We start from the raw sequence: 14,204 nt of genomic DNA on the forward strand, positions 1-14,204 counted from the left end.
GTCAGCCGTTATAGGTGGGCGACATAGCTCGCAAACGCTCGATAATCGGCGGCAACTCCTGCAGGACGTAGTCGATTTGCTCGCGGGTAGTGGCGCGTCCGAGACTGAACCGGACAGCGCTTTGTCCCGCCTCGACCGGTATTTTCATCGCCTTCAGTACGTGCGAAGGTTCGGTGGCTCCTGAAGTACAAGCCGAACCGGATGAGGCCGCCACTCCCTTCATATCGAGCGAAAGGATAATCGACTCACCCTCTGCTCCGGGGAACGACATATTAACCGTCTGCGGAATACGATTGGTACGGGAGCCGTTAAAACGACTCTGCGGCACGACCTTTAACACCTGGTCGATAAAATAATCGGCCAGATCGCCGATGCGGGCGGAGTCCTCATCATGTCGCTTCCACGCCAGTTCCAGCGCCTTGGCCAGACCGACCACCCCGGCGACATTCTCGGTGCCGGGACGGCGCTTTTTCTCATGCGATCCACCGTAAAAAAGCGGCTCTATCTTGAGCCCCTGACGGATAAACAGCGCTCCGGTTCCTTTAGGACCGTAAATTTTATGTCCGGTCAAAGAGAGCAGATCGACACCCAATTCCTGCACGTCTACCGGCACCTTACCGATCGACTGCACCGCATCGGTATGGAACAACGTCCCTTTCTCATGCGCTTTTTGACAAAGGGCCGCGATATCCTGGACCGTACCGGTCTCGTTATTGCCGTGCATAACCGAAACGAGCGCGGTATCATCGCGGATCAACCGGGCCAGCTTGAACGGCGATGAGAATCCCTCGCTGTCCACTTCCAGCAGATCCAGATCGAAACCATGCTTGTGATGAAGAAACTCGGCCGGTTCCAGAACGGCGTGATGCTCGGCCGCGCCTACGATCAGATGTTTCTTTTTCCCCTGCAGGTTATACGCCGTCCCCAGCACGGACAAATTGTCCGACTCGGTGCCGCCCGAAGTAAAATACAACTCGGAAGGTTGACAGTTAATGAACGATGCTATCCGTTCGCGGCCGTTTTCAAGAGCCACTTTGGCTTCGCGACCGAAATGGTGCACCGAGGAAGCATTGCCGAATCCCTTGCTGAAATACGGCAGCATTGCCTCGATGACCTCGGGATCGACCGGGGTGGTGGCGTTATGATCGAGATATATCGGATCCATAGTCTCTATCGACTCCTTTTGCCTTCGCTGTCGTTACGGGCAAAAACAAAGATTTAGTTGAGCCGTTAAACCACAAAAGTGCGGTTCGGTTCAAAACGCGTACAATATAGTGAAATGCCAGCGACTGTCAAAGTCTATGGTTTTGGTTTTAATGCGGCGGGCATAGTCGATTCGAATCGGGCCGACCGGCGACACGATCTGAATCCCGGTGCCGTAACTGAGGGCGAGATTGTCCCACTTGATATCGTAGGGGTGGCGATAACCGTTACCGGCATCGAAAAACACCGACTGCCAGAGCGGCCAGAGACCGATAAGGCTTTTAAGAAGCGGTATCTGCTGATGTATCTGGATCGTCTGCCAGCGAAATTCCTGATTGAACACGGCAATGAAATTGGCTTTTTCGATATTACCCAGCGAATCGACCGGTCCCAGGGTGTTGACGCGAAAACCACGAATGGTATTGGCGCCGCCGAGATAAAAGCGGTCGTTGATCGGTACCTGATCGGAAGAACCGAACGCCTCGACGCGTCCGAACTTAAACCGGGTAGCGGAAATCCATCCCGGCCAGACCGGCTGATAAACCGACCAGGAGGCCTCCACCCGATAGAAGTTGTCGTCCCCGCCCATGAATCCGCCAAAATACTCCAATGAAACGGAGGAATACGATCCATGGCGCGGGATGAAAATATGGTCGCGTGAATCTCGAATGAAGTCGATGTAGATCTTGCGCCGGACCGATATATCCTGCTCATCCTTCAATGCCTGAACTTCATCCTCCGAGACACCGTAGATTCGCACACCCTCGTATTCAAAACCGGTTCCGACCTGATATTCCTGACCGAATTCCTTCACGGTCGAGGCGGAAGCGGACCAGGATTCGATCCGGAAATCTCTCTCGGCATCTTTTACGCCGGGTTCCCATTGAAGAGACAGCGTCACCGGCATACGGATACCGAGCAGCCAGGGCTCCGTATAACCGAGACCGTAGTCGTGTTCTAAAAGACGAAGACCGCCGTCCTGGCCGAATGTCCAGAGCGCCGAGGCTTTGAGCTTTCTCGAACCGAACAAATTGCGCTTACCGAACACTGTCTGGAAATCCCATTCGAGATCGCGCACGTCGGATTGGCCGGCGCCGGTGGTGATGGTCATGTATTTCGGTTTGCGCTCGCGGACACGGAGGGTGAAATCAGGATTCAGGCGGTTCATGATGGAATCGGATTGACCGATGTTGATCGTACTGAAATAGCCTGACTCCATGAGTCGTTCCTGAGTGGAGATAATATCCTTGCGTCGGTACACCTCCCCCTCTTTCATGCGCGATTCACGAAAGACCGTATATTCCGGATATTTTTCACTGCCCGTGACCGCGATCTCACCGAACCGTACGAGCGAATCCCCCTCAATGAGAAAAGTCACCGGACAAGTACTGTCAACCGCCGTCGTGTCGAAAACGAAATTTATCTTGGCATACGGATAACCGTTGTTGGCAAAAACCGTTTTCATATCGAAGGCAGCCTGGTTTACGTCATAATAACTGACCGGCTTTCCGGTCTTGAGTTTCTGGGCGATTCCCCAGCAAGTCGAGCCGTATTTCTTGTCGTAATCTCCCTTAAGGGTCTTCTCCCCGTAAAAGAAGCGCCGCCCCTCGTGAACCGTAACAACCACCCTTGCCGTACTGTCTTCCCTTTGTTCGATCCGTTCGTTTACCTGAACCCCTAAAAATCCACTGGTCAGATACAGATACTTCACTTCAAGGGTATCACGCCCCAGCGTTTCACGCTGAATTCTGGTCCGCCGCCCACCCTTCAATGTTGCCCAAACAGTCGAGCGACGTGAATAGAGCCGTCCCGTTACATCATCGGGAGAATAAAACTCGGTCCCTTCGACAACAATTTCGTCAATACACGGTTTGCTGCGAATCCAGCGGAGTTGGTCGCGATCTACCGTCTGAGCCGCAGTCGCACCCGATATAATCAACAAGCAGACTGTGAAGAGTATTCCGCGCATTAAAACTCCCAATGCAATTTCAAACCGAGGCGATAGAGTTGATCGTCTCCCGTGCGGCCCGTCACCATTACGTTTTTACTTATACGGTATTCTACGCCCGCCTGACGGTCCTGCTCCAGCGATAATGACGTCTGGCCATAGAGGTAAAGACCGGGAATGTAACGGATGTAACCACCTGCCGTCACACGCGCCTGTAACGGGTCATACTGGCCGGTTCCCATGTAATACGGATCGATCTCAAAGGTTTCCACACCGACACCAAGGCTATTCAGAGTTCGCTGGCCAATTTGCGAGAGCTGCAGACCAACCAGGCCGGAAATACGCTCCTGCCAGCGACTGTCGGCCGTGTACTCCGACGATCCATAGGAATTGCCCAGAAGAAGCGGGAGCAACTCCTCCTCCGAAAGCTGAATATCGGAGTCGGTTGTCGGCGCTATATCGGGGGCATCGATCGTTCCGGATACAAGGACACAGATATTCAACCTCTCGGGGGTTTCATCTTCGGTCGTGGAGCTGACACCGGTAGGTCGATAGCCGGTTATGTACGTACAGGCCGTGATATCCAGGGTGCCGTTGAAATTCTCTTCCCCGTTGAATGTTACCGTTCCTCCGGATTCCAGTTTGAAGGTTTTATCCGCGAGCGGCGCCGTTCCACGAAGGACTTCGAGTTCACCGAACAACCGATAAACACCGGCGTCACGGCGCAAATTGATGGAACCGGAAAATTCGGCGTCGATATCTTCGTTCTTTATCCAGTAATTCGAGAGAACATCGATGTTGAGATCGAGGTCCCACATATCTTTGCCCGAAAACGCCAGCATAATCGGCGATCCCTGGTTTTCATCGGCGAACTCCGCTTCATACCGCATGGAAATAATCGTCAGGTCGCCGGAAACTTTGGGCGGATTCATTCCCTCGACATAGAGATCACCCTCAACTCGTCCGCTTATGTCGTCCATCGTATAATTGAACGGCCATTCTCGCGGTAATTCGACGCGGAGGTCGTACAACATGTCTTCCAGCGACTTCACCGTAATCATTCCGTTGATATCGGCCGTGGGGTAGGGTTTGAGACGCTCACCGCTGCGAAGTTTCGCCGCATAATCGTACGGATCTTCCAGTTTCTTTTTCTTATCCACGGTAAAGATACTGATATTGTTTAAAATGATCAGATTATTCCGCATCGTCACGCCGGCGGAGTCGATGTAGATAGGATCTTCGATATCACTGTAAACGATTCGGGCGGCATATTGAGTACTGTCTTCACGGCTGCGATCACCGGTGATATAGGCGTACCCCTCCAACTCGGGAGCGAGCGGCGTACCCGAAAGACGAAAATCGGCATGCACCTCGCCGTCGATTTCATCGACGTTCGGCATTACCAGGCTGACCAGATCGAAGCGACGGTCAAAGGCGGTGATGTGCATGTCCATCGGCAGATCGGGGAAACGGTCGAGCGAATCGGCCGTCAGCGCGAGATCGACGTGCATGAATCCGTCAGCCCGGTATTCTCCCGGCTGCGAGTTAATCACCAGTGAGTCCACCGCCAGACGACGGTTGCGGTAACGCGCTCCGGTCGCCAGTTCTCCCAAGACTAAATTCTGATAGACCAGCGAATCGATCGTAGCCTGAAGCTCGATTACGGGATCTTCAAGCGTGCCGGTCAACGATGTTACCGCCGATACGCGACCGTCGACCGGCCAGTCTTTCTCGAACAACGTCAGCCAGGGAGCGATCGGCACATGTTCCACTTCGAGCTGAAGCGACATCTGCTCATCGTAATCGGCGCGACCGTGAGCTTTAATATCTGAAAAGCGGTTGCCGATATTCGCCTCGACGAAATTCAAACCTAGGCTGTCAAACTCGATTTCAAGGGGACGACGACTGTAAAATTGCCGTTCGAAAAGCGACATCGTGAGCGTATCCAGCTTGAGATTCATCGGAATCGCTTCGTAGTCAAGCACTCCGCGCCCCATGGCAATCGAAATCGGATTGAACAATGACGCGGAATCGATCAATACCAGATTCGAATCCAGCCGCAACCGTGCAAAACTGGAATCGAACGACACACTCCAGGCCGCACCACGGGCCAGATCGACCGCCACTTCTCCCTTTTTACCGGTCAGGAATCGGTCGATACGCACCGATGCGTCACAGGTATCGGCATAGAGTCCATAGAGCCAGAGCGAGTCGGAGGTCAAACGACCGGTGAGATCCGGATCAGAAGTCACCCCGGTCAGATCGGCTTCGGCATGAGCCCGTCCGCCCGGCTGATCGAGGAACAGCTTGCCGCGATAGCGGTCGAGATTGTTGAGCTCGGCAACGATGTGAAGCTGCATGGTGGAATCGTAGTCGACATGCCCACCGGCATAAAAAATGTTTTCGTAATAAGCGACCATGAATGAGTCGGCAAAGCTGATCGAATCCACCGTGATCAGAATATCACCCCGTCCGTGCTGAATCGGGTATTCATCGAAAGTCGATTCGAACAGATCAACCGCTACCTCGAGGGTCATATCCTTGTTGCGAAACGAGGAACCATGCATATCTATCGCACCGCTCAGGTCGGAGTAGAAGGAGTTCGGCAATAAATTCTTCAGATTGAAATTCCGGACGTTGGCGGCCAGATGATACTGCTCCGGCTTTTGACCGAAATCTATCTCAGCGGAGCCATCGAGACCGCAGCTACCGAGGATCACACCGTAGAGAGTATCGAGCGTGAGCACGTTGTTGTCGAAGTCGAAATCGGCATAGAGATTTTCGAACGAGGCAATCATGAAATCACCGGCGATTTCGGCAAAACCGTTGAGATGGGAACCGACGAATGAAATCGCTCCGTTGAGGTCGAGTACGCCGTGAAGATTCGGCCCCACATAGGCGGTAACGTTCCCCAGGTCGATATTGTCGATGGCGTAAGTGACATGACCTGTCACCGGCTTTTGCAGATCGACGAGGCCTTCGAGCTTAATCCGCATTTCATGTGAGATCAGAGCCAGGTCCTGAAATACTACGCGCTGATCGGTATAACCGAATTTTCCTGCCGCCGCATCGAGCTGTAGACGAGGATCTGATGATGTGAATTCTAGTCGATCCAGATCGACCGAAAAAGTGTTGTCGGATTGAAGCACCGCTAAGTCGATATAGATATTGTCAAAAGCAAGCGTGTCGCCGTCGCGATCCAGCGTCACCGAGCCGCTGTCCAGCAACAGATGGTTCACCGAAAAATGCGGTGACTCGGACGACTGCGAGGTCGTCGTGTCAGCGCTTATTTTGCGGGGCATGAGCCAGCGACCACTGGAGTCCTGCACCAGGTTGAGATGAACATCATGCAGATGTAAATAGTCGAAGTCATACTCCCCCTGGAGCAGACCGTAAAGCGAATAATCCACGTTCAAACGACCGATCGTGGCCAGCGGGTACTGGCGGCGTTGACCGGTGTATCGAATCTCGATATCGGTCAGAACGATGCCCGTGAAAATATCACCGCCGATACCGTCAACGGCAATGGTCAGATTGTATTTCCCTTCGACCAGGTCAGCCAGTTGTCCGTTGACGATATACTCCAGCCCGCCCGCGTGAAAAAGCCAGATATAGCCTCCCAGAACGATCAGGACGACCACCGCCAGGGCGCCGATGAGGATTCTGGCCCGCATGCTCATGTCGAAGGCTCCAGGCGAGTCAGAATATCGCGAGCGGTGTTATAACCGGGCGCTGCCAATCCCAGATCCTCGACAACGGTTTCCACCAGGGTACGTTCAGCGCCTATGTTGAGTGCTCCACGAATATGTGAATGAAGCTGTTTGGGATAATTCTCCACCGTGAGACAGGCCACTATTGCCAGTTCCCGCACCGATGACGGCAGTTGCGGTCGCGCCAGTACCTTGCCGTACCCATCCATAATCATCCAGCGAAAAATCTCAGGAGCAAAGGACTCGACCCTCGCTTTAAGACGAGCGGCATTGCTGTCGTAAACCTCGGCGTAGAGTTTCCGTCCCCGCTCGAACCAACGGCAGCCTTCCTCGTCATCGTAAGGCCGTGTCGTTACTTTGTTGCTTCGATACTGAAACGCCTTCGCCCATACCTCGGCAGCGATCAGCATCCTCGGGTAACCAAGAAATAGATGCGACTGAAGAATGATTTCGTAAAATGATTCCGGGGATATTCGATCACGGCTCGCTCGTTCGAGCAGAATCTGTTGAGCCGGCGGATCGGCAAAGGCTATCGACGCCGAATATAATGCCAGGGTACGTTCTCGGACATGGTGATCCGGAGCGAACTGATCAAGGCGATTTCTGAACTGTGCACATTGGGAATCACTATACATCAGCAGGAAGGTAAGACCAAAGCAAGGCGTGTGGCAATAAGAAGTTATGGACGAACTCGCCCAAGACGGTCTTCTATTGCCTGAAGGCTCTGTTTAAGACGCAGGACCTCGTTCTGGAGAGAGTCGATTACTGATTTATCGGATGGAGTATTGGCCCGGTCGGTGTAAGTGTAATCCTTACGACTACCAATGACCACCGGCACCTGCCCGGGACGATTGTGGCGAATCACCCCGAGTTCAATTGTCGATCCCGGCTTACCTTTGCGAATCTGGTTCATCATTTCCAGCGCACTGGTCAGGACACGACCGTTAATGGAATAGATCAAGTCGCCCGAGCGCAAACCGGCATGTGCCGCCGGTGATCCGGAGATAACATCGGTAATCAAGGTTCCTTTGTCGATGGTATGATACCGCTTAGTCGCCGAGGTGGCGGCAAATCGCTGCGGCACATCCAACTCGATCCCCGGGGTAATCTCGATATCGGCGGTAGTGATACCAATGTATCCGGAAGCGCGGTCGCCGTTCTGGACAATATACTCCGCGATTTCGGGAATCTTACGCGCCGGCACGGCCAGACCGACGCCGAGCAGGTCACGATCACCCAGGCCGTCATTAATCGCACCGACCAGGCGTCCGGACATATCAAATAGACCACCGCCGACCGCTCCCGGATTGAGCGCTGCGGTGAACTGAAGCGAACCCTCGGGACGTATCCCGGCACAGAAACCAATGGAGGGACAAGCCCGCAGACCGAAAGAATTGCCGACTGCCACAATCATCTGACCGGCGCAACCGTGCTGATCCGAGAATTCCACCGGCTGACCGATTCCCTGACCGACATCAAGCAGCGAAACACCGTTGAGGTAGTCGGTGCCAAGCACTCTGGCCGGGTAATCGATCCCCTCGAAATTGACCACGATACTTTCGGAGCCTGCCACCGAAGAGGCCGGAGCCAGTATATGACCGCCGCTGTCAAGCACCAGGCCGGAGAATACGAACTGCTCCACCGCTTCATCCGAGGCCCCCTTAGTCAGATCACCGTAGAACGGCCGCGAGGCCTGAACCGTTACCACGGACCGGGAGACATTGTAAACCAATTCGGTAATTGCCGATTCGAGACTGCACAGGGAGCTGTCGGCGGCGCTTGCCGCACCGGCCAAAAAGAAGGCCAGGAGGATTGAAGGAATCGGCCTCCTGGCTTTATCGAAAACAGACGTTAACATTCTAATATGTTCCTGCGCCCTCCCGTTTGACGTTAGTCTGGGGCGCCACATAAACTTTCATGATCGGACGCACTTTATGAAATGACGGTGCATACGGATTTTGACTCGAAGCAGTCTGCATACCGCGATTGTGTCGATCCCAGCCGCCATAACTGGAAACCGGCGTAACGGTACTGGAAATACGATCCACCTGACGCGCCCAGGCCATCTGCCGATCCAACGACCACCCCTTGTCCAGGTATACGGTCATATTCGGATTGGAGTCGGGCTGCGCCGTGAGATAATCGTCACTCAAACCGGATTCCTGGAGAGCCCATGACTGCGGCTGATTCGGCGCTTGCGGCATGTAAACCACGGCAAGCAGAACAGCCAGACAGGCCGTGGCTACTACCGGAGCGAGACGTCGCCATTGAAAGACCGGAGCAGGTTTCGGTAAATAGGCTTTGGTTCGTGTCTCGGCGAATCGTTCGTGAGCGATTCGATTGAGCAACCGAGCGTTGAAATCGTCCGAGACTTTGATCTCTTTAACCTGTTTCGTGGCCTCTGCCATCTGGCGATACAGCGCTTCTTCGCGGCGACAGCCGGAGCAAGTCAAAAGATGTTCGCTGACCTTCAGCTTCCGGCGGTCGTCAAGCTCATCGCTACAATAGGCCGACAGGAAGGAGCGTACCTTTCGACAACGCATTGTGTTCCTCCAGTTTGGGTTGTAGTTTTTCACGCAACATCATACGCGCCCGATTGACTCGAGATTTCACCGTTCCCAACGGTACGTTGAGAATCTTCGCTACTTCTTCGTATGGTTGCTCCTGAATGTCGCGGAAAATGAAAGCCGTCCGGTACTTCTCCGGAAGCGATTCGATCGCTGAACTCAGCACCTGAGGTAACTGGCTGGGCAGCTTGGCGTCGACCGCAAATTCCTTTTCATTTCCCTGCATCTCGGATATTTCGTAAAACTTAAACTTCTTTCGTTTCCTGAGTTCATTGCGCGCCAAATTCAGCGCGATGGTATATATCCAGGTTGAAAAACAATGTTTGAAATTGAACGACTGACGGTGCTGATAAACCCGCACAAACGTCTCCTGGACAATATCTTCAGCCTCCTCGGCCGACGACAACATACGGCCGATTACATTCATCAGGCGTCCCTTATAACGGTCCACCATCTGATTAAAGGCCACCATATCTCCGCGCTGGATGGCTTCCATGATCTCGTAGTCTATTTCTTTTTCCGTCAATTTAGCCATCTGATACCTTTCATCGAGGTTCTAATTGTAATACCCGGAAAGGCGAATTAAGTTCCGCAACTATTTATCTTGATCGACAATTTTAAGTCGTTACTCAACAGCAGCTTAACTTAAGACAAAACCGCTTGACTTCACCGGAGGACCAGATCAAGCCGTCTGGAGCCGCCATGCCCGCTAAATACCGACCTGTCCTAAGGGCGACACAAGGCCGCCCGCTACGCGATAGCAGGGTCCATTGTCGCGTAGCCCGGGGGTTTGTCTCCCGGGCCTTTTCCGCTCCCAAGAGCCGGAGCAATTGAATTCTATGGTCGAAACAGGTTCGGATACCCTGTAAGATACACCACAAATCCGCCCAGCCCAAGCAGTATTGCGGGCCAGATCAGAAGACGGTAGACTTTGCCTAAGTCGCTGCCGAAATACTCGTTGGTAAGAATCAAACAAAGGTGGGTCGGAGACAACATCATCCCCACGAAACCGGACACATAAGCCAGAAGAACATACCCCGGTTGTAATCCTGAGCCATACAGGAATCCGGCCAGAATGGTATAGGAGAGAGCAACATAGGCCGCCACCATCCCGGTCAGAATCCCGGACGTGAAACAGACCAGAAAAATAACCAACTCCGGCGGTAAATTGAGAGAAGCGGACAGGCGCGGGATCGCCTCAATCGCCCCCGACAACTCCAGCGCCGTCTGGAAACTGAGTGTCCCGAACACCAGCAGAATGAGCTTATAAGAAAATCCATCTTTAGCGGCAGATTTAAGAACCTTTTTAGACGGCCGGGAAGTAACGATCAACAGCACAATTGAAAACAGAACCGCCCAAGCCAGTTCAATCCTTACCAAACCGAATATCCGGGGAATGCTGTAAAGAACGATAGCAAGTACAATCGGCCAGACCGAAGTCAGTATCCGCCAAAGCGATGATCCCAAATTGGCGCGGCTGTTCTCACCAGGGTCGATTTTCCGAATGAAAAAGGTCAGTCCAAGGGCCAGCATGATCATCGACACCGAAACCTGCATGAGTGAGACATCGATGATCGGCATCCCGGTGATCGCCTCGGTCAGAATCACCCCGGGATAAACCGGCCAGAAGAACTCGACAAAATGCCGCATCCAGTAATTCGTAGCGGTCTTGAACTCCGGCGTGTATTTAGAGTCGGTCAACACATTACCGACCAACGGCGCGGACAACAGTGAACCTCCCGGCATCGGCATAAGACCTACCAGTGGCGGCATCACGGCAGCAGCGGTGCGATTACCTCCGATCAACCCCCGACAAGCGGCCGAGAGACGTTCGAGATGTCCCAAACCTTTCAGGAGTGACCCGAGGAAGGTGATCAGCAGAACCACCGAGGTTAGAAATATAAACTTGGAGGACTGTAGCAGCTCCCAATAGCCATTGAGCAGATCGAGCATCGGCACACGGTAGATCAGAGCGGTCACTACCCCGGCGACCAGCAGCGTCAGGCCGACCGAGATCTTCTTGCGCAAGCCGATGACAATAAGTATAAAAACGGCTACCAGTTTGACGACATCCATGCCGGGTAAGAAAAGACGAATCCGGATTTTGTCAATCGACTTGGTCCGAGAAGAGACAAAAAGCTGATTTTAATATAGCGATTCGGGCCATAACCGATCAAAATTGGCCTTGCCCATTACTTGTCGAAAACGGGGATCAAAGCAGACTTCGTCCCCAGGTTCGAGGTTGTCGAAGGAAAGCAGACATAGAGAATACAACATGGTTAAAACGGTTACTTCAATAAACGGTCGCCTGGTCTCCAGGAAGGATGCTCGTATTTCAGTGTTCGATAACTCCCTGCTCTACGCCGAGGGTTTGTTCGAGACTTTTCTTGGCATCGGTGACCGCCTCGTTTTTGCCGCTGAGCACCTCGATCGCCTGCGCAAGGGAGCACGCCTGACCGGCATCCCGATTCCGGTGTCGCCGGAACGACTCATAGACTGGGGAGTAAAGACCCTTAAAGCTCATCCCAGTCGGGTAAAGAAACTCCGCCTGACGCTGACTGTCGGCGACTCGGCCCGCTGGGTTGGCCGACAGGGTCGACAGCAGGTAATCTTCTCGGCCGCGCCGCACCAGATACCAACGGAGCCGTTCAAGCTGCACGTCTCGGAGTTCCGTGTCGACCGCACCTCGGAGTTCCGTCAGGTTAAAACCCTTTCGTATGCGATTCATGCTGCCGCGTTGAAAAAAGCCAAGACACTGGGCTGCGATGACGCCCTGATGCTCAATCAAAAAGGCAACATCGCCGAGGTTACCTCGGCCAACGTCTATTGGATTGAGAACGGTCGCGTGTTCACGCCGCCGCTCGCGGCGGGCTGTTTGGAGGGAGTGACGCGTCGTGTCGTCTTGCGCGAGGCTGCCGCGATCGGCCATCCCATTACCGAGCGTCGTTGTCCGTTGGAGAGATTATTAGAGGCGGACGAGGTATTTATTTCGTCGTCGTTGAAACTGGTGATTCCGGTAGGGTTGATCAAGGAAGGCCGCCGGGTGCATCGCTGGTCGACCGGCCCGGTCGGGCAGGCTTTCTCGGATCACATTGCCCGCGTCGCCGGCGTGCGCTGAGGGCTGTTCATACTGATATTGAAACGACTTCGTAGGGCGGGATCCCCGTGATCCCGCCCTTGATGTTTCCCGATCTGGACGTGGCAGGGTGGCCTTGGGCTTGGGGCTTGTTGAAGAAGCCGTACGCGTGGATGTTCAGCAAGACACGTCTGTAATGCAGGCGACACAAGGCCGCCCGCTACGCGAAGTTAGGACTCTTGGTCGCGTAGCTGGAGGGCTTGTCTCCCGGGCGATGAGAAGTCGATCGATGTCTTTCAACCTGCCCCAAGGGACGTGCCACCAAGACCCGTTCCACCCGAACGTAATGGAACGAGATTGACTTCCCGAGGGCGGCATCCTATACTGTGGACAGTAATTTCCATATAAGACAATCGGTTTTGCTTGCTTCACTTCTTCGGTAGGAGGCTCTATGCATGCGCCGAGGCTAAACGTCTTTCTGTTGTTCATCCTGATGATCACTGCCGTACTGCTCACAAACGGTTGTTCCGATGACGATGACAACAACCCGGTGACACCCGCCGGGGAATGGTCCTGGTCGCCGCTGGGGGCGGGGCTGAACAACACGGTCGTGACCGCCGGTGTCTATGACAACCTTCTGATTGTTGGAGGCTCTTTTACCACCGCCGGAGATACAGCCGCCACCCGTATCGCTTCCTGGAACGGCTCGACCTGGGCTCCGCTGGGGTCCGGATTGGACAACGGCCCGATATGCTTCTCTCAATGGGACAATAAGCTCATAGTCGCGGGCAACTTCGTGACCGCCGGCGGGGTTACCGTAAATCACGTGGCCGCCTGGGACGGCTCGTCATGGCAAGCGCTTGGATCGGGCGTCGACGACGTCGCCAAGAGCCTGGCCGTCTACGACAACAAGTTGTTCGTAGGAGGCAATTTCTCCTTCGCCGGTGATGTTCGTGTCGGCGGTATCGCATACTGGGACGGCTCTGCCTGGGCTCGACCCGGAACCAATATGACGGGTCGTATCAACCAGTTGACAGTCTACGACAACAAGCTGATAGCGGCCGGATTTATGTCGCTTAATGAGGGTGCCTGGGCCGACCGCGTCGTCGCCTGGGACGGCTCTACCTGGTCATCGCTCGGAGCCGCAATGGACGGCGAGGTCTATTCATTCACCGTTTACGACGGGAAACTGATTGCGGGAGGTTTGTTCACCGTTGCCGGGGGAGTCAGTGCCGACAATCTTGCTGCCTGGGACGGCACCTCGTGGGCGCCTCTAGGACCCGGAATGGACAGTTCGGTCACTTCTCTTATCGTCTTTGACAACGAGCTTGTCGCTGCCGGATATTTTCCCGGGATTGGCGGTACGCCGTTCGATCATATCGCGACCTGGAATGGTTCCGCGTGGGATTCGTTGGGGACAGGAATTCAAAGCAGACCTTTTGCCTCGGCGATATACGACAACGACCTGGTGGTCGCCGGAACGATGACTTCAGCAGGCGATTCGACCGTCCAGAATATCGCGGCCTGGGGCCTGCACTAGTTGATGAGCTTGGTGGCTCATGGGGCGGGCCCAGGGTTTTCAGTAGAGGACTCCCACTCGTTCCAGATGGCTTCATAACATCCAGATAGTACGGCATCACACTCCCCGCAAGTATGAACTGCCTTGGACAACCCCAGCCGGATATCAGAGGCCGGGATCG

General features: G+C 54.1%; 10 protein-coding genes. 2 read left to right on the forward strand and 8 right to left on the reverse strand.

Annotation, left to right across the window (positions count from 1 at the left end):
• Window position 1: 1 nt before the first annotated feature.
• The 8 genes from PLF13_08815 to PLF13_08850 form a co-directional block, all read right to left on the reverse strand.
• Window positions 2–1,165: an IscS subfamily cysteine desulfurase gene (locus PLF13_08815; GenBank protein HOP07377.1), complete on the reverse strand. Its 1,164-nt coding sequence runs from the start codon at window positions 1,163–1,165 to the stop codon at window positions 2–4.
• A 90-nt stretch (window positions 1,166–1,255) separates the two neighbouring features.
• Window positions 1,256–3,172 (reverse strand): BamA/TamA family outer membrane protein, encoded by a 1,917-nt coding sequence (locus PLF13_08820; GenBank protein HOP07378.1) that lies wholly within the window; start codon window positions 3,170–3,172, stop codon window positions 1,256–1,258.
• The gene (locus PLF13_08825) at window positions 3,172–6,825 is read right to left on the reverse strand and encodes a translocation/assembly module TamB domain-containing protein (protein HOP07379.1); all 3,654 of its coding nucleotides are present in this window, start codon (window positions 6,823–6,825) and stop codon (window positions 3,172–3,174) included. The genes PLF13_08820 and PLF13_08825 overlap by 1 nt, the downstream gene beginning before the upstream one ends.
• 2 nt (window positions 6,826–6,827) lie before the next feature.
• The gene (locus PLF13_08830) at window positions 6,828–7,496 is read right to left on the reverse strand and encodes a hypothetical protein (protein HOP07380.1); all 669 of its coding nucleotides are present in this window, start codon (window positions 7,494–7,496) and stop codon (window positions 6,828–6,830) included.
• A 44-nt stretch (window positions 7,497–7,540) separates the two neighbouring features.
• Window positions 7,541–8,719, reverse strand: a complete 1,179-nt coding sequence (locus tag PLF13_08835) for a S1C family serine protease (GenBank protein ID HOP07381.1) — start codon at window positions 8,717–8,719, stop codon at window positions 7,541–7,543.
• 1 nt (window position 8,720) lies between these two features.
• On the reverse strand, window positions 8,721–9,404 hold the full coding sequence (locus PLF13_08840) for a zf-HC2 domain-containing protein (protein HOP07382.1): 684 nt from the start codon (window positions 9,402–9,404) through the stop codon (window positions 8,721–8,723).
• Entirely contained in the window at window positions 9,361–9,963 is a 603-nt protein-coding gene (locus tag PLF13_08845; GenBank protein ID HOP07383.1) for a sigma-70 family RNA polymerase sigma factor, read from the reverse strand. Before PLF13_08845 ends, PLF13_08840 begins: the two co-directional genes overlap by 44 nt.
• A 302-nt stretch (window positions 9,964–10,265) precedes the next feature.
• Window positions 10,266–11,504 carry a DUF401 family protein gene (locus PLF13_08850; protein HOP07384.1) on the reverse strand — a complete coding sequence of 413 codons (1,239 nt, stop codon included), beginning with the start codon at window positions 11,502–11,504 and terminating at the stop codon, window positions 10,266–10,268.
• 199 nt (window positions 11,505–11,703) lie between these two features.
• On the opposite strand from PLF13_08850, the gene PLF13_08855 reads away from it, so the two are divergent.
• Window positions 11,704–12,546 carry an aminotransferase class IV gene (locus tag PLF13_08855; GenBank protein ID HOP07385.1) on the forward strand — a complete coding sequence of 281 codons (843 nt, stop codon included), beginning with the start codon at window positions 11,704–11,706 and terminating at the stop codon, window positions 12,544–12,546.
• A 409-nt stretch (window positions 12,547–12,955) separates the two neighbouring features.
• Window positions 12,956–14,044, forward strand: coding sequence for a hypothetical protein (locus PLF13_08860; protein HOP07386.1), 1,089 nt, complete (start codon window positions 12,956–12,958; stop codon window positions 14,042–14,044).
• Window positions 14,045–14,204: the final 160 nt, after the last annotated feature.

The sequence above is a fragment of the Candidatus Zixiibacteriota bacterium genome, assembly GCA_035380245.1.
Classification (GTDB): Bacteria; Zixibacteria; MSB-5A5; order GN15; family FEB-12; genus DAOSXA01.